Raw genomic sequence first — 20575 nt, forward strand, 5'->3', positions numbered from 1 at the left:
ACAGGTTCCTTCGGGTTAACGGCGCGGAGGCCGCTCAGCGATCACTTGATCAGGTTACGCGCCTTGAGATCGTGCAAAATCAGCGCGGCGACGTGTGAGCAGTGCGGCAAATCGCGGCTGTCGCACCACCTCAGTTCGGCGATTTCGGCGGCCGGCTGCAGCTGCCCGATAACGTCGGCCTGATAGCAGCGAATGCGCACCTGGGTGCCGTCCTGCTTGCCGTCCGCCGGGCCGGCGAACTCGCCGTAAAACGCGATGGAGCTCGGCTGCAGCGCGACGGTCAGCTCTTCGTCGATTTCGCGGCACAGCGCCTGTTCATCGGTTTCGCCCGCTTCGCGCTTTCCGCCCGGCATATAAAACAGCGTCTTATTGTGTGAACGCACCAGCGCCACTTTGTCATCTTTCAGCGCGATCAACGCGAGCTTATCGATAAAGGTTGAAGACATGCGGATTCCTGTTTTTTCGCGGGTAGGGTAAGAGATGCGATAGGTCATTTTATCGGCCGTGTTGGCAAACGGCAACGCAGCGGGCGCAACGGGGGATGAAAGCCTGTAAATACAAGCCGTTGACGCGTTTAGCCGTAAAGATGGCGAAAAAAACCTGTGACCGGCGTCAAAAGCCCCACTTTTTGTTATAGGATAGCCGGCGACTGTCCATTCCCATTTTCGGAATTCTGATAATGACCAAACCAGTATCTGGCCTTGACGCTGAGCAAGGCTTGCTTGGGCGCGTGTTTAAACTCAAGCAACATGGCACGACGGCGCGTACGGAAACGATTGCCGGTATCACCACCTTCCTTACCATGGTGTATATCGTGTTCGTTAACCCGCAAATCTTGGGCGCGGCGGGCATGGATACCCAGGCGGTATTTGTCACCACCTGTTTGATCGCCGCTTTCGGCAGCATCTTTATGGGCCTGCTGGCGAACCTGCCGGTGGCGCTGGCGCCGGCGATGGGCCTGAACGCCTTCTTCGCCTTCGTGGTGGTCGGGGCGATGGGCATCTCCTGGCAGGTGGGCATGGGCGCCATCTTCTGGGGAGCGGTCGGCCTGCTGCTGCTGACCATTTTCCGCATCCGCTACTGGATGATCGCCAACATTCCGGTCAGCCTGCGGGTCGGCATCACCAGCGGCATCGGCCTGTTCATCGGCATGATGGGGCTGAAAAACGCCGGCATCGTGGTGGCCAACCCGGACACGCTGGTGACCATCGGCAGCCTGACCTCGCACAACGTGCTGCTGGGCGCGCTCGGCTTCTTCATCATCGCCGTGCTCTCTTCGCGTAACTTCCACGCGGCGGTGCTGGTGTCGATCGTGGTCACCACCCTGATCGGCTGGATGCTGGGCGACGTGAAATACGGCGGCCTGTTCTCCCTGCCGCCGAGCATCACCTCGGTGGTGGGCCAGGTCGACGTGGCCGGCGCGCTGAACATCGGGCTGGCCGGGATCATCTTCTCGTTTATGCTGGTGAACCTGTTTGACTCTTCGGGCACCTTGATCGGCGTCACCGATAAAGCCGGCCTGACCGACAACCAGGGCAAGTTCCCGCGCATGAAGCAGGCGCTGTACGTCGACAGCATCAGCTCGGTGGCCGGTTCGCTGGCGGGCACCTCTTCCGTGACCGCTTACATCGAAAGTTCGTCCGGCGTCGCCGTCGGCGGCCGCACCGGTTTGACGGCGGTGGTCACCGGCCTGCTGTTCCTGCTGGTGATCTTCCTGTCGCCGCTGGCGGGCATGGTGCCGGCTTACGCCGCCGCCGGCGCGCTGATCTACGTCGGCGTGCTGATGACCTCCAGCCTGGCGCGGGTGAAGTGGGACGATCTGACCGAAGCGGTACCGGCGTTTGTCACCGCGGTGATGATGCCGTTCAGCTTCTCGATCACCGAAGGCATCGCGCTCGGCTTTATCTCCTACTGCGTGATGAAGCTCGGCACCGGCCGCTGGCGTGAAATCAGCCCGTGCGTGGTGGTGGTGGCGCTGCTGTTCGTGCTGAAGATCGTCTTCGTCGACGGCCATTGACCGCCAAAGGGCCGACGCCTGTCGGCCCTGAAACCCTAGGCGCCCGGCGTCGCATCCGGCGCCTTACCCAACACCCACTGCAACGGCCGCTTGAAGCGCGCCTGCCAACTGCCGGCGGCATCCTCTCCCTGGGCGAAGTGCAGCGTCTCTACCTGGTTATCCTCTCCGAACAGATTGGCGAAGTGCAACGCCAGCGCCTGCTCGCTGAAATTCTGCCGATCGTAATACGCCATCACGATTTTCTTTTGCGCCGCCAGCGACTGCTGGGCCGGCTTGATCTCGCCGTTGGGGGCGATCAGGAGCGCGCCGGCGTAAAACTGCGGGTACTTCGCGATCAGGTTGGCGGCGTGCAGCGCGCCCTGGCCGCGGGCGCTGAGGTAAATCCGCCGGGGATTCAGCTTTAGCTGCGGAGCCAGCTGTTGCAGCGTACGCTGAATGGCGGTTTGGGTGCTCTCGTCGCTGTAATTCGACCAGCGGAAACTGTTTTCCGACAGCATCTGCGTGCCGTTGAGCTCGATGTAGGCCACGCCCATTTCGCCGAACAGCAGCCGTTCTTCGGGGCTGATGGCGGCGGCTTTGCCGTAGGTATGCAGGAAGATCACCGTTGGCCAGCCTTCGGGCGGCGCTTCGCCGTCCGGCATCGCGTAGCTGGCCTTGCCTTCATAGTGGCGGGCGTGCTGCAGATAGCGCGCTTTGGTGGCGGCCAGGATCGATTGGTAGGTGGCGGAGTGCTGGATGCTGTTGAAGGCGTCGTCCTCCAGCAGGTTGTAGTAGTACCACAGGCCACGGTCGGCGCTCAGCTGCAGGTAGCGCTCCGCCAGCTCGGTTTGCCCTTTCTCCGCCGATGACACCGCCAGCTGGTAGGGCGCCCAGACGTTGCGGCCGTCTTCGCGCATCAGCGTCAGGTACAGCGACATGGCGCCCAGCTTTTTATCTTCCTGGTTTTGCGCGGATCGCGACAGCTGGGCGTTGAGCGCGCTGTGTGCCGGCAGCTCCAGCGGCTCTTCACCGGCGGGATAACGCATCTCTGCCGCGAAAGCGGGACTGGTGATGGAAACAAAAAATAACGCTAAAATGAAAAAATACATGATGCTATGGCTTTAATTTTCAATGAATTGATGGACTTCATGTCCTGTTGCGGCGCCTAAGGGGCGCCGCGAGACCTTCACTCCACGCGGCGAATAAAATCGCTGAACGCGGACAGCTGGCCGGTCAGAAAATCCAGCGTTCCCTGATCGCTCAGTTCACCGGCCTGTTCGTCGACCTTGCTCTGGATCACACCGCCCATAAACTCAGGCTTGTTCATTACCATCGCATCGAGGAACACCAGGATCTGGCGCAGGTGGTATTGGCAACGCGCGCCGCCGATCGGCCCCATCGAGCTGGTCTGAATGGCGACCGGCTTGCCGGCCAGCGGCTGATTCGGCAAGCGAGACAGCCAGTCGATGGCGTTCTTCAACCCGCCGGGCACGGAATAGTTATATTCAGGGGTGACGATGATCACGCCGTCGGCCTGGCGGATCTGTTCGGCGATCGCCTCGACCGCGGCAGGGAAGCCTTCACCCTGTTGCATGTCGGCGTCGTACAGCGGGATATCGCGAATGGAGGGCAGCGCTTCAATGGTGACGCCCTGTGGAGCCAGGCCTGGCAGGGCGCGGGCCACCATGGCGTTGTAGGAGCCTTTGCGCAGGCTGCCGAGCAGAGTGACGATTTTTAAGGCTTGGTCTGACATGGTGATTCTCCCTTTCGAATGAGCAGATTCAGCGTACAACATGGGCGAATAGTAGGCTAAAGCGCTGGTCGAGGATAGGCGATTGCTCAACATTTAGCTGTCTTTACAATTTAATCCAGCAACTCGTGCGGTAAAGACAGCGTTATCCGTTTTGCGCTGCGTTAACCGGGCGTCTTCAGGCCCGTCAGTTTAACGAAGCGTGAGGACGCCGCCGGGCTGCGCGGCGAGATTTCCCCGTCTTTCTGCAGGCCGCCGCGCTCTTCGTAGCGCCAGCACAGCAGGCGATCCAGGCCGGGGCTGCCAGCGCAGGCCCAGCTCAGGTATTCGTCGGCGTCGCTCATCACCTGAACGTCCGGCGTGGCGCTGGAGCGCAGGTGGCCGGAGAAAGGATGCAGACGCAGCGTAGCCTGGCCGCTGTTGCCGAGGCCGGAAATTTTCAGCACGCTTTGCCGAATGCTCCACAGCTGAGTCTCCGCCTCCAGCCGATCGTCCTGCGCGCCGATCCAGGCACTTTCCGCCGGCGTCTGATGCGCGTGTTGCAGCGCGCTTTGCCGGGTGCCGCGCGCCCGCATCACTTCGATATCCAACCCGACTTTGCCCTCGTCGCTGAGCAGCACGCCCACGGTGTTGCTGGCGTAAGCGAGGCTGAAATCGGGCAGTTGATGATCGGCGAAACAGGGGCGGCCGGTCGGCGTGGTGGCGATGGGGGGCAGCGTCGGCAGGCCGTACAGGTAGAACATCATTTCGGCGAGCAGAATGCGCCCTTGCAGGAAGCGCGTGCGGCGTTTAACGGAAAAGGTGCGGGTGGCGGCTATCACTTCGTCGGCGAGTCTCTGGGTATCCAGGACGGCGGAGGCCGGGGTCCATCGGGCAAAATGACACGCCATTGTTCGCTCCATGACAGAGGGTCGCTAAGAACGCAGGGGTGTTAGATTAAGACTAAGTTGAGGATTTATCATCAAAAAACGCTATGCGGATTATCCTATTTATCAGCGGTGGTAGAGATATCGCCCGGCGCGGCATCGCTCCACCATTGGATCATTGATGCGTTCGGTGCCAAATCAAAGCACGGCTTACCCAGCAAGTGATTGAGGATGCGGGCTGAACGCCAGGCCATCAGGCTCAGTCCGCCTTCTGCGCTGCCGTGGCTGTGTATTCCGGCATTAACCGCATAAATTCGATTTTGCTCCGGCCCGAGCCAGTCCAGATTAAAATTCGGCAGTAGCGGCAGATGCTGTTCCACATCGAGAGGAATGCGCGGCAGCAAGGGTTTCAGGTAAGCGGGCAGCGAAGCGCGATAGCCGGTGGCCAGAATGACGATATCGGCCCTGAAACTTTCCTGGCGATTTTCCAGGCCGTGAAGCGTGCGCAGATGAAAAGCTTCACCCATTGATTCGATGGCCAGTAGGGTGCGATGAGGCAGTAACCGCACATTGCGCGTCTGGCGCATCACGTCAAAACGCATATATAGCTCACGGTACAGGGTTCGCAGCGTATGATTGCTGATGCCGTCTGCCGGCAATTTCTGTGTTTTGATTTCACGCTCGCGGATTTCTGACGGCAGTGTATAGAAATAGTCGACGTATTCGGGAGTGAAATATTCGTTGGTGAAGGGGGACTCGTCCAGCGGCTGAAAATTGGGACGGCGCGAGAGCCAGTCCAGCTGCGCCGGTTCGCCCCAGTGCCCCTGCAATGCGTTCAAAAACACATCGGCGCCGCTTTGGCCGCCGCCCACCACCATAACTCGCTTGCCGCTGAAGTCCGGATTGCGCAGGGCTATTTCGGCGGCATGCATGCAGTTTTCGCCCAGCGCCGGGTAAAACGCTTTCGGTAACCAAGGGTTATGGCCGGTGCCCAGACAGATATTTTTCGCCCACAGCGTCTGATTATGGGTGGTTACCTTGAACAAACTCTTTTCATCGTCAAAATCAATGCGCTCTACGGACTGTGAAAACTGTAGCCCGTCTAATCTTTCGCAGGCCCAGCGTAGATAGTCGGAAAATTCTTCTCGGCTGATAATTTGCTGCTCGGTAATTAAAAACCGATAAATTTTTTTCTGTTCTACCAAGTAATTAATAAATGAAAATTGGCTGCGAGGGCTGACGGCGGTAACCAAATCCTGCAGCACATATGTCTGCATATAAGCGGAAGGCAGCAGCATGCCGGGGTGCCAGCGGAAGCTCGCGTTACGATCGAGAAAGGTATAGTTGACGGCGCCGCTTTCGGCGGCCAGAGCGGCCAGACTGAGATTGAAAGGCCCCAATCCCACGCCAATCAAGTCTAAAGGTTCGTTCATTTAAGCTTATCTCTCACGCGGAAAAATTGATGAGATAAGCTTAGGTGAGTTTTGGCGCCGGAGACGTAAAATGCGGGCGCCGAAGAGGATAAGGCGCCCGCAGGCGATTATTTGCCGATGCAGAAGCTGGAGAAGATGCGGCCCAGCAGATCGTCTGAGGTGAATTCGCCGGTGATTTCGCTCAAGGCCAGCTGCGCCTGGCGCAGTTCCTCGGCCAGCAGCTCGCCCGCGTAAGCGCTCACTAACTGTTCTTTGCCTTGCACCAGGTGCTGTGCCGCCAGCTCCAGCGCCTGCAGGTGGCGACGGCGCGCCAGGAAGCCGCCTTCCATGTTGCTGGTGAAGCCCATGCTCTGTTTCAGATGATCGCGCAGCACATCGACACCCTCGCCGGTGCGGGCCGACAGGCGAATAAGTGAGTGGTTGTTCACTTCCGTCAGACCCAGCGTTTCACCGGTGATGTCGGCCTTGTTGCGCACCACGGTGATCGGCAGTGTGCCCGGCAGGCGCGCCATAAACTCCGGCCAGATCTCCGCCGGCTCGGTGGCGGCGGTGGTGGTGCCGTCGACCATAAACAGCACTCTGTCGGCCTGTTCGATCTCGTTCCACGCACGTTCGATGCCGATGCGCTCCACTTCGTCGCTGGCGTCGCGCAGGCCGGCGGTGTCGATGATGTGCAGCGGCATGCCGTCGATATGGATATGTTCGCGCAGGACGTCGCGGGTGGTGCCGGCGATATCGGTGACGATCGCCGCCTCGCGCCCGGCCAACGCATTGAGCAGGCTGGATTTACCGGCGTTGGGGCGCCCGGCGATCACTACCTTCATCCCTTCGCGCAGCAGGCTGCCCTGGCGCGCTTCGCCGCGTACGCTATCCAGATCCGCCATCACGTCGTTGAGTTGTGCTTCGATTTTACCGTCGGACAGGAAGTCGATTTCTTCGTCCGGGAAGTCGATCGCCGCTTCCACGTAGATTCGCAGGTGAGTGAGCGCTTCCACGAGCTGGTGGATGCGGGTGGAAAATGCCCCCTGCAGTGAGTTCATCGCTGAACGCGCCGCTTGCTCGGAGCTGGCGTCGATCAGATCGGCGATCGCTTCGGCCTGCGCCAAATCGAGCTTGTCGTTGAGAAACGCGCGTTCGGAGAACTCGCCGGGCCGGGCGATACGCACGTCGGGCAGCGCCAGCACGCGCTTGAGCAACAGATCGAGGATCACCGGCCCGCCGTGGCCCTGCAGTTCCAGCACGTCTTCGCCGGTAAAGGAGTTCGGCCCCGGGAACCACAGCGCGATGCCCTGATCGAGGGTGGCGCCGGCGGCGTCGCGGAACGGCAGATAGTCAGCGTAGCGCGGCTTCGGCAGCTTGCCGAGCAACGCCTGGGCGACGTCTTTGGCCTTGCTTCCGGAAATGCGCAGAATGCCGACGCCGCCGCGTCCCGGCGGGGTGGCTTGGGCTACGATGGTATCGGTGGTGCTCATAACGGTTCTCTCTGACGATTAAGATGCAAAAAGGCGGTCTAATGACCGCCTTTGGGGTGACTGCAAGGGTCGGCGCGCCGAACCCCTACAATACGCTTAGCTTTTTTTCTTGTCGCGGCTGTGCAGACCGCGTTTTTCCAGACCACGGTAAATCAGCTGCTGCTGCAGGATGGTCACCAGGTTACTGACGATGTAGTACAGCACCAGACCGGACGGGAACCACAGGAAGAACACTGTGAAGATCACCGGCATGAAGGTCATGATTTTCTGCTGCATCGGGTCAGTCACAGTGGTCGGCGACATCTTCTGAATGAAGAACATCGTCACGCCCATCAGGATTGGCAGGATGTAGTACGGGTCTTGCGCCGACAGGTCATGGATCCACAGGGCGAACGGCGCGTGGCGCAGCTCGACCGAACCCATCAGCATGTAGTACAGCGCCAGGAAGATCGGCATCTGAATGATCAGCGGCAGGCAGCCGCCGAGCGGGTTCACTTTCTCCGCCTTGTACAGCGCCATCATCTCTTGGCTCATGCGCTGTTTGTCATCGCCGATGCGCTCGCGCATCGCCTGCAGCTTCGGCTGCAGCATGCGCATTTTCGCCATCGAGGTGTACTGCGCCTTGGTCAGCGGGTACATGATGCCGCGCACGATGAAGGTGATGATGATGATGGAGAAGCCCCAGTTACCGATAAAGCCGTGGATGAACTTCAGCAGTTTGAACAGCGGCTGGGAGATGAACCACAGCCAGCCGTAATCCACGGTCAGGTCCAGGTGCGGCGCCAGCTGGGCCATCTGATCCTGCAGCTCCGGGCCGACCCACAGGGTCGCGTTCAGCTGCTGCTGAGCGCCCGGCTGCACCACGACCGGCGTAGATTTGAAGCCGATGGTGGACAGGTTGTCGCCCGGTTTGGCGGTGTAGAAGGTGTTGTCACCCTTGGTCGCCGGCACCCACGCGGTAGCGAAGTACTGTTGCAGCATGGCGACCCAACCGTCTTTGGTGATGACGCTCAGGTTTTCGTCTTTGTCGAACGCGTATTTCTGGTACTTGTCCTCGCTGGACGAGTACGCCGCGCCGCGGAAGGTGTGCAGCGCGAAGTTGCTGCTGCCGGTGTCGCGGTGTTTAGGCAATTCGGTGGTTTGCTTCAGCTGGCCGAACAGGGTCAGCTCCAGCGGCGTCGCGCCTTTGTTGTCGATGCTGTAATCCACGCCGACCGCATAGTGGTTGCGTTTGAGCACGAAGGTCTTGGTGTAGACTGCGCCGTCTTTATCGGTGTAGGTCAGCGGGATGCGCAGCTCGTCCTGGCCTTCCGGCAGGGTGTAGCTGTCTTGCGCCGCCTGATACAGCGGGCGTTCGCCGTTGGCCGGGTTGTCCGGGCCGTTTTTACCGGTCAGGCCGCTTTGCGCCTGATAGACGAACGACGGAGTGGTTTCCAGCAGTTGGAACGGAGTCGATGAACCCAGAGTATCCGGGTAGGCCAACAGTTTAGCCTGCTCGATATCGCCACCACGGGTGTTGATGGTCAGTGACAGCACGTCGGTGTTCACGGTAATCAGCTTACCCTGACCACTGGCTGGCACGGCCTGGCTGGCGGCATCACCGGCTACTGCGTTCGAAGTCTGTTGCGTGGTCTGTGCGGCCGGCTGCGGAGCGTTGTCCGTTTGCCATGCCTGCCAGATCATGAAAGACACGAACAGCAGAGCGATGAGGAGAAGATTGCGTTGCGAATCCATCGTTAGTGTTCTCTGTTATCGTCGGTTTTTGGCGGCACCGGATCATCGCCACCTGGGTTCAAAGGGTGGCATTTTAATACGCGTTTCAATGCTAACCAACTGCCTTTTATCATGCCAAACCTGCTTAATGCCTCAATTGCGTAATGAGAGCATGTCGGCTGGAAGCGACAACGAGGCCCTAGCAGCGGACTGATGACGAGCTGATAGGCCCGCACCAGCCCGATCAGGATGCGGGAGCCTGGCGACAGTGGCGACGCCATAATTTATCCAAAGCTTCCGTCAGCGCGCGGTTATCCAAATCCGCTATCCCCTTTTTGGCCACCACGACAAAATCCATCGCCGGTAATTCGTGCTGGCGCAGGCGGAAGCTTTCGCGGGTTAGGCGTTTGATCCGATTACGCTCGTGCGCGCGTTTGACGTGTTTTTTGGCGACGGTAAGACCGATGCGGGGATGCCCCAGCTGGTTCAGGCGGCCGAGGATGGTAATTTGCGGCGTGCCAGCCCGTTGTGGCTGCTGGAAGACGAAAGTGAAATGAGTGGGAGTTAACAAACGTAACTCCCTGGGAAAAGCGAGCTTAACCACTCAGCGGGTTAGCTTTATTACTTAGAAACAGTCAGACGAGCACGGCCTTTCGCACGACGGCGGGCCAGAACTTGACGACCATTTTTGGTGGCCATACGAGCACGGAAACCGTGGCTACGGTTGCGCTTCAATACGGACGGTTGGAAAGTGCGTTTCATAGCGATTTCTACCTAAACTTAAAATAATTACTGATCAGTAAACGCGTTTGGCTACTCGGCGTGAAGATGACCGACGCCTCAATCGCAATACATAAAGAAGCGGGATTGTAATAATTGTACAGTCCTGAGTCAATTCGCATCGCGCCAGCCTACCTGGTTGTCTGCCAATAACGGAACAAAATCCGGTCTTGGCCCGTGGTCACCGCAGAATCCTGTCTGGCTAATGACGCACCATAAGGAACCAGGTATCACACGTAGGGCGAAGATTATACGGACTCGGGGTGAAATCGCAAGGATCCCCGAGAGATCCTTTGCGCGCGATCGCAGGATCCGGCGTGGATAACAGGGTATAACCGGTTGACAATGTAAAAAATGCGGCGCAGCGGCCGGGATCTGCGCGGTCATTCGGCGCTGACGGTGAAAAGATCGCCGCCGGCCGCGGCCTGTGGATAAAATGGATCTAATCTGTGAGGAAGGGGAGGATCTCTTGCGCGGATTGCGCTATGATCCGTCATTCCGATCGCGATCCCTCATGCCGGGATCGTGAGGGACACAAACCGTGAAAGGCGGTTCGCATCCCCCACAGGCAAATCGCCGATGCCGGGTATGTGTCAAAAATCATGAGTTATAAAAAAGTTGCCCGTTTCTTTTCTTTATTGATCTTGTTCGAGTGGAGTCCGCCGTGTCACTTTCGCTTTGGCAGCAGTGTCTTGCCCGATTGCAGGATGAGTTACCTGCCACAGAATTTAGTATGTGGATACGCCCATTGCAGGCGGAACTGAGTGACAACACCCTGGCGCTGTATGCGCCTAACCGTTTTGTGCTGGATTGGGTTCGCGATAAGTACTTAAACAACATCAATGGTCTGCTGAATGATTTCTGCGGCACGGACGCGCCTTTGCTGCGTTTTGAAGTCGGCAGCAAGCCGATCGCGCAGGTGATCAGCCAGACCGTGACCGCCAGCGTCAGCAGCGCCCCTGCGGCCCCCGCGGCGCGCACGGCCGCGCCTTTGCGCCCGAGCTGGGACAACGCGGCGGCGCAACCCGAGCTCTCTTACCGCTCCAACGTCAACCCCAAACACACCTTCGACAACTTCGTCGAGGGTAAGTCCAACCAATTGGCGCGCGCGGCGGCTCGTCAGGTGGCGGACAACCCGGGCGGCGCCTATAACCCGTTGTTCCTGTATGGCGGCACCGGCCTGGGTAAAACCCACCTGCTGCACGCGGTCGGCAACGGCATCATGGCGCGCAAGGCCAACGCCAAAGTGGTCTACATGCACTCGGAACGCTTCGTGCAGGACATGGTCAAAGCGTTGCAGAACAACGCCATCGAAGAGTTTAAGCGTTACTACCGTTCGGTCGACGCCTTGCTGATCGATGACATCCAATTCTTCGCCAACAAGGAGCGTTCGCAGGAAGAGTTCTTCCATACCTTTAACGCTCTGTTGGAAGGCAATCAGCAGATCATCCTGACCTCGGATCGCTACCCTAAAGAGATCAACGGGGTGGAAGATCGTCTGAAGTCGCGCTTCGGCTGGGGGCTGACGGTGGCGATCGAGCCGCCGGAGCTGGAAACCCGCGTGGCGATCCTGATGAAAAAGGCCGACGAAAACGACATCCGCCTGCCGGGCGAAGTGGCGTTCTTCATCGCCAAGCGCCTGCGTTCCAACGTGCGTGAGCTCGAAGGGGCGCTGAACCGCGTGATCGCCAACGCCAACTTTACCGGCCGGGCCATCACCATCGATTTCGTGCGCGAAGCGCTGCGCGATCTGCTGGCGCTGCAGGAAAAGCTGGTCACCATCGACAATATCCAAAAGACGGTGGCGGAGTATTACAAGATTAAAGTCGCGGATTTGCTGTCCAAGCGGCGTTCGCGATCCGTTGCCCGCCCGCGCCAGATGGCGATGGCGTTGGCGAAGGAACTCACCAACCACAGCCTGCCGGAAATCGGCGATGCGTTTGGTGGCCGCGACCATACCACGGTGTTGCACGCCTGCCGGAAGATCGAGCAGCTGCGTGAGGAAAGTCACGACATCAAAGAAGATTTCTCCAATTTAATCAGAACATTATCTTCATAGCGCTATGAAATTTATCGTTGAACGTGAGCATCTGCTAAAACCGCTGCAACAGGTGAGCAGCCCGCTGGGCGGCCGCCCGACCTTGCCGATCCTGGGCAACCTGCTGCTGCAGGTGACGGAAGGCTCCCTGCTGCTGACCGGCACCGATCTGGAGATGGAGATGGTGGCGCGCGTCGCCCTGTCCCAGCCGCACGAGCCGGGTGCGACCACCGTGCCCGCGCGCAAATTCTTTGATATCTGCCGCGGCCTGCCGGAAGGGGCGGAGATCGCCGTCACGCTGGAAAGCGAGCGCATGCTGGTGCGGTCCGGCCGCAGCCGCTTCTCGCTGTCCACGCTGCCTGCGGCGGACTTCCCGAATCTGGACGACTGGCAGAGCGAGGTGGAGTTCACCTTGCCGCAGGCGACGCTGAAGCGCCTGATCGAAGCCACCCAGTTCTCGATGGCCCATCAGGACGTGCGTTACTACCTGAACGGCATGCTGTTTGAAACCGAAGGCGAAGAACTGCGCACCGTCGCGACCGACGGCCACCGCCTGGCGGTGTGCTCGATGCCGATCGGCCAACAGCTGCCGTCGCATTCGGTGATCGTGCCGCGTAAAGGGGTGATGGAGCTGGTGCGTCTGCTGGACGGCGGCGATTCGCTGCTGCAGCTGCAGATCGGCAGCAACAACATTCGCGCCCACGTCGGCGATTTCATCTTCACCTCCAAGCTGGTTGACGGCCGTTTCCCGGACTATCGCCGAGTCTTGCCGAAGAACCCGGATAAAACGCTGGAAGCCGGCTGCGATCTGCTCAAGCAGGCGTTTGCCCGCGCGGCCATTCTCTCGAACGAGAAATTCCGCGGCGTGCGGCTGTACGTCAGCCAGAACCAGCTGAAGATCACCGCCAACAACCCGGAGCAGGAAGAGGCGGAAGAGATCCTCGACGTCAGCTACGACGGCGCGGAGATGGAGATCGGCTTCAACGTCAGCTACGTGCTGGACGTGTTGAACGCGCTCAAGTGTGAAGACGTGCGCCTGCTGTTGACCGATTCGGTCTCCAGCGTGCAGATCGAAGACGGCGCCAGCCAGGCGGCGGCCTACGTTGTCATGCCAATGCGGTTGTAGTCTCATTACCTTGAATTACAGCACCGTCATCGGTAAAGAGATTGCATGGCTCTGACGCGTTTATTGATTAAAGACTTCCGCAATATCGAGGCGGCGGATTTGGCGCTGGCGCCGGGATTCAATTTCCTGGTCGGCGCCAACGGCAGCGGCAAGACCAGCGTGCTGGAAGCGGTGTATACGCTCGGCCACGGCCGCGCCTTTCGCAGCCTGCAGGCCGGTCGGGTCATTCGCCACGACCAGCCGGAGTTCGTGCTGCACGGCCGCATAGAAGGTACGGAGCGCGAGCTGTCGGTAGGATTGAGCAAGAGCCGTCAGGGTGACAGCAAAGTACGCATCGATGGCAGCGATGGCCACAAGGTGGCCGAGCTGGCGCAGCTGCTGCCCATGCAGCTGATCACCCCCGAAGGTTTTACCCTGCTGAACGGCGGGCCGAAATTCCGGCGCGCCTTCCTGGACTGGGGCTGTTTTCATAACGAACCCGGTTTTTTCACCGCCTGGAGCAACCTGAAACGGTTACTGAAGCAGCGCAATGCCGCGCTGCGCCAGGTGAGTCGCTATGCGCAGATCCGCGCCTGGGATCAGGAACTGATCCCGCTCGCGGAGCGCATCAGCGAATGGCGGGCGGAATACAGCGACGCGATCGCTGCGGATATCACCGCGACCTGCGCGCAGTTTCTGCCTGAATTCGCCCTGAGCTTCTCCTTCCAGCGCGGCTGGGACAAAGAGAGCGACTACGGCGAGCTGCTGGAGCGCCAGTTCGAGCGCGACAGGGCGTTGACCTATACCGCGGTGGGGCCGCATAAAGCGGACTTCCGCATTCGTGCCGACGGCACGCCGGTAGAGGATTTGTTATCGCGCGGTCAGCTTAAGCTGCTGATGTGCGCGTTGCGCTTGGCGCAGGGTGAGTTTCTCACCCGGCAGAGCGGGCGGCGTTGCCTGTATCTGATTGATGATTTTGCCTCCGAGCTGGACACCGGCCGTCGCCGGTTGCTGGCCGATCGCCTGAAAGCCACCCAGGCCCAGGTTTTTGTCAGCGCGGTGAGCGCTGAACAAGTGACCGACATGGCCGGTGAAAAGGGCAAGATGTTCCGCGTGGAACAGGGTAAAATAGAGGTTCAACCACAGGACTAAAATGAGCGAGAAACGTTGATGTCGAATTCTTATGACTCCTCAAGTATCAAGGTATTAAAAGGGCTGGATGCGGTGCGCAAGCGCCCGGGCATGTATATCGGCGATACCGATGACGGCACCGGTCTGCACCACATGGTATTCGAGGTTGTGGACAACGCTATCGACGAAGCGCTCGCGGGCCACTGTAGTGACATTCAGGTCACCATCCATGCCGACAACTCGGTATCGGTACAGGATGACGGCCGCGGCATTCCGACCGGCATTCACCCTGAAGAAGGGGTTTCAGCCGCAGAGGTCATCATGACCGTGCTGCACGCCGGCGGTAAATTCGACGACAACTCCTATAAGGTTTCCGGCGGCCTGCACGGCGTGGGCGTCTCGGTGGTTAACGCCCTGTCGGAGAAACTGGAGCTGGTGATCCGCCGCGAAGGCAAAGTGCACGAACAGACATACAGCCACGGCGAGCCGCAGGCGCCGCTGACCGTGGTGGGCGAAACCGAACAGACGGGCACCATGGTGCGCTTCTGGCCGAGCCACCAGACCTTCACCAATGTGACCGATTTCGAGTACGACATTCTGGCCAAGCGTCTGCGCGAGCTGTCCTTCCTCAACTCCGGCGTGTCTATCCGCCTGAAGGACAAGCGCACCGACCGTGAAGATCACTTCCATTACGAAGGCGGCATCAAGGCGTTTGTCGAGTATCTGAACAAGAACAAAACCCCGATCCACCCGAACGTGTTCTACTTCTCGACCGTGAAAGACGACATCGGCGTGGAAGTGGCGCTGCAGTGGAACGACGGTTTCCAGGAAAACATCTACTGCTTCACCAACAACATTCCGCAGCGCGACGGCGGCACGCACCTGGTCGGTTTCCGTACCGCGATGACCCGTACGCTGAACAGCTACATGGAGAAGGAAGGCTACAGCAAGAAGGCCAAGGTCAGCGCCACCGGCGATGACGCGCGTGAAGGTCTGATCGCCGTGGTGTCGGTGAAGGTGCCGGATCCCAAGTTCTCTTCTCAGACCAAGGACAAGCTGGTCTCTTCCGAGGTGAAAACCGCGGTTGAAACGCTGATGAACGAGAAGCTGGTGGATTACCTGATGGAGAATCCAGGCGACGCGAAAATCGTGGTCGGCAAAATCATCGACGCGGCGCGCGCGCGCGAAGCGGCGCGTAAAGCGCGTGAGATGACCCGCCGCAAAGGCGCGCTGGATCTGGCCGGCCTGCCGGGCAAGCTGGCGGACTGCCAGGAACGCGATCCGGCGCTGTCCGAACTGTACCTGGTGGAAGGGGACTCCGCGGGCGGCTCTGCCAAGCAGGGGCGCAACCGCAAGAACCAGGCTATCTTGCCGCTGAAGGGGAAAATCCTCAACGTCGAGAAAGCGCGTTTCGACAAAATGCTCTCCTCGCAGGAAGTGGCGACGCTGATCACCGCGCTGGGTTGCGGCATCGGCCGCGACGAGTACAGCCCGGACAAGCTGCGTTACCACAGCATCATCATCATGACCGATGCCGACGTCGACGGTTCGCACATCCGTACGCTGCTGTTGACCTTCTTCTACCGCCAGATGCCGGAAATCATCGAGCGTGGCCACGTGTTTATCGCACAGCCGCCGCTGTACAAGGTGAAGAAAGGCAAGCAGGAGCAGTACATCAAAGATGACGAGGCGATGGATCAGTACCAGATCGCCATCGCGATGGACGGCGCTACGCTGCATACCAATGCCAGCGCACCGGCGCTCGGCGGCGAGCAGCTGGAAAAACTGGTGGCAGAACACTATGCCGTGCAGAAGCTGATCGGCCGCATGGAGCGCCGCTATCCGCGCGCGCTGCTGAACAACCTGATCTATCAGCCGACGCTGAACGAAGGCGATCTCAGCGATGAAGCCAAGGTGAAAACCTGGATCGCTTCGCTGGTGCAGGCGCTGAACGACAAAGAGCAGCACGGCAGCAGCTATGACTTCGTGATCTTCGAGAACCGCGAACGCCAGATGTTCGAACCGGCGCTGCGCATCCGCACCCACGGCGTGGATACCGACTATAAGCTGGACTTCGACTTCATCCACGGCGGCGAATACCGCAAGATCTGCCAGCTGGGCGAACAGCTGCGCGGGCTGATCGAAGACGGCGCGTTCATCGAGCGCGGCGAACGTCGTCAGCCGGTAGACAGCTTCGAGCAGGCGCTGGAGTGGCTGGTGAAAGAGTCGCGCCGCGGCCTGTCGGTGCAGCGCTATAAAGGCCTGGGCGAGATGAACCCGGAGCAGCTGTGGGAAACCACCATGGATCCGGAAAGCCGCCGCATGCTGCGCGTGACCGTCAAGGACGCCATCGCTGCCGATCAGCTGTTCACCACGCTGATGGGCGATGCGGTTGAACCGCGCCGCGCCTTTATCGAAGAAAACGCCCTGAAAGCGGCGAACATCGATATCTGATGCGTTAATGGCTGTGAAAATCCGCGCCGGGCGACCCGCGCGGATTTTTTTACGCCTTTTTTGGCGCTGACAGCCGAGGCTGAAACGCGTTAGCATGAGAAAAAACCACTGGGAGAAGCGTTGAATGGCTATTGAACTGATTGCGATCGACATGGACGGCACGTTGCTGGATCCGCAGCACCAAATCACGCCGGCGGTAAAGCAGGCTATCGCGGCGGCGCGGAGCAAAGGGGTGCACGTGGTGCTGGCTACCGGGCGGCCTTATGTCGGCGTGCAGGACTATCTGCGCCAGTTGGACATTCAGGGCCCCGGCGATTTTTGCATAACCTACAACGGCGCGCTGGTGCTGCGCGCGGCCGACGGCGCCTGTATTCTGCAGGAAACCCTGGGTTTTGAGGACTATCTGCACTTCGAGCAGATGGCGCGCGAGCTCGGCGTTCACTACCAGGCATTTGACTTCGACACCCTGTATACCCCGAACAAAGACATCGGCAAATACACCATACACGAGGCGGAAATGACCGGTATTCCGTTGAAATACCGCAGCGTGGAGGAGATGGATCGCCAGATGCGTTTCCCGAAAGTGATGATGATCGACGAGCCGGCGCTGCTGGACAACGCGATTGCGCGCATCCCGGCGGAAACGCGCGAGCGTTACACCATTTTGAAAAGCGCGCCTTACTACCTCGAAATCCTGCATAAGAACGTCGATAAGGGCGCCGGGGTGAGAATGCTGGCCGAGCACCTCGGCGTGGCGCGGGAAAACATCATGACGCTGGGGGATCAGGCCAACGATACGGCGATGATCGAGTATGCCGGCGTCGGCGTGGCGATGGGCAACGCCATTCCCGAGCTGAAAGCGGTGGCGCAGTTTGTCACCGGCGCCAATACCGAAGACGGCGTGGCGCGCGCCATCGAGAAGTTCGTGCTCAACGCCTGAGCAAGTGGGGCGCTGCGGCGCCCCTTTATATTGCCGCCAACACCCCTTTGGCGATCTGCAGATCCTGAATCGCCAGCCCGGTAAGATCGGCGATGGTGATGTGCTGCGGCTCGCTTCGCAACCGCCCGCCCTGCGCCAAGACGGCGCCCATTTCGACGATTGGCGTTGAAATCAGCCTATTTTGCCGATAAGCCGCCGCGATCTCGCCATAGTCAGCGCACTGCGCCAGCGCATCGACCAGCAGTGCGTCCGCGCGAGCCACCAGATCGGTCGCCAGCTCCTGCTTGCCGGGCGCGTCGGCACCCACGGCGGTGATGTGCGTGCCGGGCCGAATATCCGCCGCCTGTAAAATCGGTTCGCGGCTGGGCGTGGTAGTGACGATCAGCTGACAGTGTGCCGCCAGTTCTGCCGCATCCTGCGTAACCCGCACCTGAAAACCTTCGGCCTCGGCTTCGCGCCGATACGCCGCCAGCGCCTGATCGTTGCGGCCCCACACCCACACTTCGCGGCAATCGGTCACCGGTTTCAGACATTGCAGCTGCAGCCGGGCCTGCAGGCCGGTGCCGACCATGCCGATCGCCTGAATATGCGGCGGCGCGCACAGTTCGGCGGCGATGCGGCCGGCCAGTGCGGTGCGTAGCGCGGTCAGCCAGCCCTCATCCTGCAGCAGCGCCCGAGGTTCGCCGGTCTGGGCGGAGAACGCCATCACCAGCCCCTGATTGCTGGCCAAACCGCGTTCGGCGTTGCGATAGAAACCGGCGGAGACCTTGACCACGAACATCTCTTCGCCTTCCAGCCAGGCGGATTTGATGCAGCAATCGCCGGCGGCCTGTTCGAACAGGAAATGCTGTACCGGCGGCTGTTGCACCCGCCGCTGCGAATAGGCGATAAAACCCTGCTTCAACAGCGGGGTTATAGCCTCGGCGTCGAACGCGGCGAGGATTTGCTGCCGATTAAGGATGTGCATCGGCGATGGCCTTGAGGTACTTCTCCAGCACGATGTTTTTACCGCACAGCACCACCGCCACTTTTTTTCCCTGGTATTCCGGCGCCAGCTTGATCGCCGCCGCCAGCGCCACGCCGGCCGCGCCTTCGATAATCCACCGATCGCTGGCGGCGATCCGGCGCATCGCGCGTTTGATCTCCGTCTCGCTGACCAGCACTTTGCGGTCGATCAGCTGTTGGCACAGCGGGAAGGTCACGGCGCCCGGTTCGACGCCGCCGGCGGTGCCGTCGGATAGGGTGTCTTGCTCTTCCACCGGGAAGATATGGCCCGCTTCCAGCGCGCTGTACATGCTGGTGGCGTTTTCCGGCCAGCAGGCGATAAGCTGCGTGTTCGGCGACAATTGCCGCAGAACGGTGCCGATACCGGCGATATAACCACCGCCGCCGACCGCTACGAACACGGCGTCCAGACCGGTGAGCTGTTCAACCAGCTCCATGCCGCAGGTGCCCTGGCCGGCGATCACCTGCTCGTCGTTATACGGCGAGATATAGGTTTTTCCCTGCTCGCGTGCGGCCTGTTCCCCCGCCAGTTCGGCGTTCAGCGCATCGCCCGGCACCCGTTCCACGGTGCCGCCCAGCGCGCGGATGGTGTCTAGCTTGATGCTCGCCGCCGTCTCCGGCGCATAAACCGTGACGCGAACGCCCATCAGTTGCCCCGCCAAAGCGACCGCCTGGCCGTGGTTGCCGGTTGAGGCGGCGATCACGCCGCGCCGGCGTTGCTCGCTATCCAGTAACCTTAGCTTGTTGCTGGCGCCGCGAAATTTAAAGGAGCCGGTGTGCTGCAGATGGTCGCATTTCAGATACAGCTCGCAGCCCAGCTGCTGCGAAAGCAGCACGCTGCGCTCCAATGGCGTGACCCGTACCTGAGGGCGCAGCTGTTGATGGGCAGAAACAATGGCATCGAAGAGGGGGTTCATACCAGCTCCAGAATTCTTGGACTTAAAAATCCAGTTTGTACTTTTTTGTCTTAATTGTAAACCCCGTCGCCCGGTCGCCGGGCAAAAGCGGGCACGGCGTAATGTGATCGCACTGGCGGCGAAAAATAATCATTAACGTATAGTTTAGCGGCACGATTTTTTATTTATTTGCGTTAAGGAAGTCGCAACCGCTCAATTATTTTAATAAGGGAACGACAATGAAAAAAATATTACTCGCCTCATTAACCTACGCCGCGCTGACACCGTTTGGTTTCGCCGCCAAAGATGTGACCACCCAACCGGAGGTCTATTTTCTGCAAGAGTCGCAATCGATAGACAGCCTGGCGTTATTGCCGCCGCCGCCCGCCGTTGACAGCATCGATTTTATGAATGACAAGGCGCAATATGATGCCGGGAAATTATTGCGTAATACCGAAAGGGGCAAACAGGCTTATCACGACGCACACGTAACCGGCGATGGCGTCGCCGCCGCATTATCTGGCGCTTTCGGTACGGAAATCTCCCAGGATAATACGCCGGAGCTGTTCAAACTGGTGATGAAAATGCGTGAAGACGCCGGCGATCTGGCTACCCGCAGCGCCAAAAATCACTATATGCGCATTCGGCCGTTCGCTTTTTACCATGAGCCCACTTGCCGACCGGATGAAGAGAGCACGCTATCGACGAACGGCTCTTATCCTTCCGGGCACACCGCCATCGGTTGGGCGACCGCGCTGGTGCTGGCGGAGATTAACCCTCCCAGGCAGGGGACGATACTGCAGCGCGGCTATGAGATGGGCCAGAGCCGGGTGATTTGCGGTTATCACTGGCAAAGCGACGTGACCGCCGCGCGCTTGGCCGCCTCGGCCATCGTCGCCCGACTGCACGCGGAGCCCACCTTCGCCGCGCAGTTGCAAAGGGCCAAAACGGAATTCAACGCCCTGAAAAAATAACCTTGCTTCACGCGGCAGCGCG

Annotated in this window: 19 protein-coding genes; 7 read left to right on the plus strand and 12 right to left on the minus strand. The window is 59.8% G+C overall.

The window, feature by feature from the left end; translation table 11 throughout:
- Positions 1–41: 41 nt before the first annotated feature.
- Positions 42–446, minus strand: coding sequence for an NUDIX hydrolase (locus tag ACK3CV_RS00500; RefSeq protein WP_039568291.1), 405 nt, complete (start codon positions 444–446; stop codon positions 42–44).
- 233 nt (positions 447–679) lie between these two features.
- Here ACK3CV_RS00500 and ACK3CV_RS00505 point away from each other — a divergent pair, with 233 nt between their 5' ends.
- Complete coding sequence (locus tag ACK3CV_RS00505; protein WP_033636524.1) at positions 680–2017, plus strand: NCS2 family permease; 1338 nt, start codon at positions 680–682, stop codon at positions 2015–2017.
- 35 nt (positions 2018–2052) lie between these two features.
- Here ACK3CV_RS00505 and ACK3CV_RS00510 read toward each other — a convergent pair whose 3' ends face one another.
- The 9 genes from ACK3CV_RS00510 to rpmH all read right to left on the minus strand — a co-directional run bounded on the left by ACK3CV_RS00510 (position 2053) and on the right by rpmH (position 9992).
- Positions 2053–3105 carry an alpha/beta hydrolase gene (locus ACK3CV_RS00510; protein WP_033649559.1) on the minus strand — a complete coding sequence of 351 codons (1053 nt, stop codon included), beginning with the start codon at positions 3103–3105 and terminating at the stop codon, positions 2053–2055.
- Between the two features lie 77 nt (positions 3106–3182).
- Positions 3183–3749 carry an NADPH-dependent FMN reductase gene (locus ACK3CV_RS00515; RefSeq protein ID WP_025304752.1) on the minus strand — a complete coding sequence of 189 codons (567 nt, stop codon included), beginning with the start codon at positions 3747–3749 and terminating at the stop codon, positions 3183–3185.
- 161 nt (positions 3750–3910) lie between these two features.
- Complete coding sequence (locus ACK3CV_RS00520; protein WP_086580759.1) at positions 3911–4636, minus strand: 4'-phosphopantetheinyl transferase family protein; 726 nt, start codon at positions 4634–4636, stop codon at positions 3911–3913.
- Between the two features lie 95 nt (positions 4637–4731).
- Entirely contained in the window at positions 4732–6045 is a 1314-nt protein-coding gene (locus tag ACK3CV_RS00525; protein WP_033636527.1) for a lysine N(6)-hydroxylase/L-ornithine N(5)-oxygenase family protein, read from the minus strand.
- Positions 6046–6152: 107 nt separating this feature from the next.
- A complete protein-coding gene (mnmE, locus tag ACK3CV_RS00530) occupies positions 6153–7517 on the minus strand; it encodes a tRNA uridine-5-carboxymethylaminomethyl(34) synthesis GTPase MnmE (RefSeq protein WP_033649555.1) in 1365 nt (454 codons plus the stop codon).
- A 96-nt stretch (positions 7518–7613) separates the two neighbouring features.
- Positions 7614–9251, minus strand: a complete 1638-nt coding sequence (gene yidC / locus ACK3CV_RS00535; protein ID WP_164039670.1) for a membrane protein insertase YidC — start codon at positions 9249–9251, stop codon at positions 7614–7616.
- 2 nt (positions 9252–9253) lie between these two features.
- A complete protein-coding gene (yidD, locus tag ACK3CV_RS00540) occupies positions 9254–9511 on the minus strand; it encodes a membrane protein insertion efficiency factor YidD (protein WP_004933881.1) in 258 nt (85 codons plus the stop codon).
- Complete coding sequence (gene rnpA, locus ACK3CV_RS00545) at positions 9475–9834, minus strand: ribonuclease P protein component (RefSeq protein WP_004933883.1); 360 nt, start codon at positions 9832–9834, stop codon at positions 9475–9477. The genes yidD and rnpA overlap by 37 nt, the downstream gene beginning before the upstream one ends.
- 17 nt (positions 9835–9851) lie before the next feature.
- A complete protein-coding gene (gene rpmH / locus ACK3CV_RS00550) occupies positions 9852–9992 on the minus strand; it encodes a 50S ribosomal protein L34 (protein ID WP_000831330.1) in 141 nt (46 codons plus the stop codon).
- Positions 9993–10674: 682 nt separating this feature from the next.
- Here rpmH and dnaA point away from each other — a divergent pair.
- The 5 genes from dnaA to yidA all read left to right on the plus strand — a co-directional run bounded on the left by dnaA (position 10675) and on the right by yidA (position 17678).
- Entirely contained in the window at positions 10675–12069 is a 1395-nt protein-coding gene (gene dnaA / locus ACK3CV_RS00555; protein WP_049235245.1) for a chromosomal replication initiator protein DnaA, read from the plus strand.
- A gap of 4 nt (positions 12070–12073) precedes the next feature.
- Complete coding sequence (gene dnaN, locus ACK3CV_RS00560) at positions 12074–13174, plus strand: DNA polymerase III subunit beta (protein WP_004933892.1); 1101 nt, start codon at positions 12074–12076, stop codon at positions 13172–13174.
- A gap of 45 nt (positions 13175–13219) precedes the next feature.
- Positions 13220–14305, plus strand: coding sequence for a DNA replication/repair protein RecF (gene recF, locus ACK3CV_RS00565; RefSeq protein ID WP_033636531.1), 1086 nt, complete (start codon positions 13220–13222; stop codon positions 14303–14305).
- 18 nt (positions 14306–14323) lie between these two features.
- Entirely contained in the window at positions 14324–16738 is a 2415-nt protein-coding gene (gene gyrB, locus ACK3CV_RS00570; protein ID WP_033636532.1) for a DNA topoisomerase (ATP-hydrolyzing) subunit B, read from the plus strand.
- 124 nt (positions 16739–16862) lie between these two features.
- Entirely contained in the window at positions 16863–17678 is an 816-nt protein-coding gene (yidA, locus tag ACK3CV_RS00575) for a sugar-phosphatase (protein WP_033636533.1), read from the plus strand.
- A 25-nt stretch (positions 17679–17703) separates the two neighbouring features.
- Here yidA and ACK3CV_RS00580 read toward each other — a convergent pair whose 3' ends face one another.
- Together ACK3CV_RS00580 and ACK3CV_RS00585 are read right to left on the minus strand one after the other, a co-directional pair.
- A complete protein-coding gene (locus ACK3CV_RS00580; protein WP_164039673.1) occupies positions 17704–18645 on the minus strand; it encodes an ornithine cyclodeaminase family protein in 942 nt (313 codons plus the stop codon).
- Entirely contained in the window at positions 18632–19600 is a 969-nt protein-coding gene (locus ACK3CV_RS00585) for a threonine/serine dehydratase (protein ID WP_164039676.1), read from the minus strand. Before ACK3CV_RS00585 ends, ACK3CV_RS00580 begins: the two co-directional genes overlap by 14 nt.
- 218 nt (positions 19601–19818) lie before the next feature.
- Between ACK3CV_RS00585 and ACK3CV_RS00590 the strand changes: the two genes are divergently transcribed.
- Positions 19819–20553, plus strand: coding sequence for an acid phosphatase (locus ACK3CV_RS00590; protein ID WP_164039680.1), 735 nt, complete (start codon positions 19819–19821; stop codon positions 20551–20553).
- Positions 20554–20575: the final 22 nt, after the last annotated feature.

It is taken from the genome of Serratia sp. TSO36 (assembly GCF_057808395.1).

What these genes read in the sequence shown, in the direction of transcription:
- ACK3CV_RS00500 (WP_039568291.1), bottom strand. Translation starts at nt 446, where the DNA reads ATGTCTTCAACCTTTATCGATAAGCTCGCGTTGATCGCGCTGAAAGAT.
- ACK3CV_RS00505 (WP_033636524.1), top strand. Translation starts at nt 680, where the DNA reads ATGACCAAACCAGTATCTGGCCTTGACGCTGAGCAAGGCTTGCTTGGG.
- ACK3CV_RS00510 (WP_033649559.1), bottom strand. Translation starts at nt 3,105, where the DNA reads ATGTATTTTTTCATTTTAGCGTTATTTTTTGTTTCCATCACCAGTCCC.
- ACK3CV_RS00515 (WP_025304752.1), bottom strand. Translation starts at nt 3,749, where the DNA reads ATGTCAGACCAAGCCTTAAAAATCGTCACTCTGCTCGGCAGCCTGCGC.
- ACK3CV_RS00520 (WP_086580759.1), bottom strand. Translation starts at nt 4,636, where the DNA reads ATGGCGTGTCATTTTGCCCGATGGACCCCGGCCTCCGCCGTCCTGGAT.
- ACK3CV_RS00525 (WP_033636527.1), bottom strand. Translation starts at nt 6,045, where the DNA reads ATGAACGAACCTTTAGACTTGATTGGCGTGGGATTGGGGCCTTTCAAT.
- mnmE (WP_033649555.1), bottom strand. Translation starts at nt 7,517, where the DNA reads ATGAGCACCACCGATACCATCGTAGCCCAAGCCACCCCGCCGGGACGC.
- yidC (WP_164039670.1), bottom strand. Translation starts at nt 9,251, where the DNA reads ATGGATTCGCAACGCAATCTTCTCCTCATCGCTCTGCTGTTCGTGTCT.
- yidD (WP_004933881.1), bottom strand. Translation starts at nt 9,511, where the DNA reads ATGGCGTCGCCACTGTCGCCAGGCTCCCGCATCCTGATCGGGCTGGTG.
- rpmH (WP_000831330.1), bottom strand. Translation starts at nt 9,992, where the DNA reads ATGAAACGCACTTTCCAACCGTCCGTATTGAAGCGCAACCGTAGCCAC.
- dnaN (WP_004933892.1), top strand. Translation starts at nt 12,074, where the DNA reads ATGAAATTTATCGTTGAACGTGAGCATCTGCTAAAACCGCTGCAACAG.
- recF (WP_033636531.1), top strand. Translation starts at nt 13,220, where the DNA reads ATGGCTCTGACGCGTTTATTGATTAAAGACTTCCGCAATATCGAGGCG.
- gyrB (WP_033636532.1), top strand. Translation starts at nt 14,324, where the DNA reads ATGTCGAATTCTTATGACTCCTCAAGTATCAAGGTATTAAAAGGGCTG.
- yidA (WP_033636533.1), top strand. Translation starts at nt 16,863, where the DNA reads ATGGCTATTGAACTGATTGCGATCGACATGGACGGCACGTTGCTGGAT.
- ACK3CV_RS00580 (WP_164039673.1), bottom strand. Translation starts at nt 18,645, where the DNA reads ATGCACATCCTTAATCGGCAGCAAATCCTCGCCGCGTTCGACGCCGAG.
- ACK3CV_RS00585 (WP_164039676.1), bottom strand. Translation starts at nt 19,600, where the DNA reads ATGAACCCCCTCTTCGATGCCATTGTTTCTGCCCATCAACAGCTGCGC.
- ACK3CV_RS00590 (WP_164039680.1), top strand. Translation starts at nt 19,819, where the DNA reads ATGAAAAAAATATTACTCGCCTCATTAACCTACGCCGCGCTGACACCG.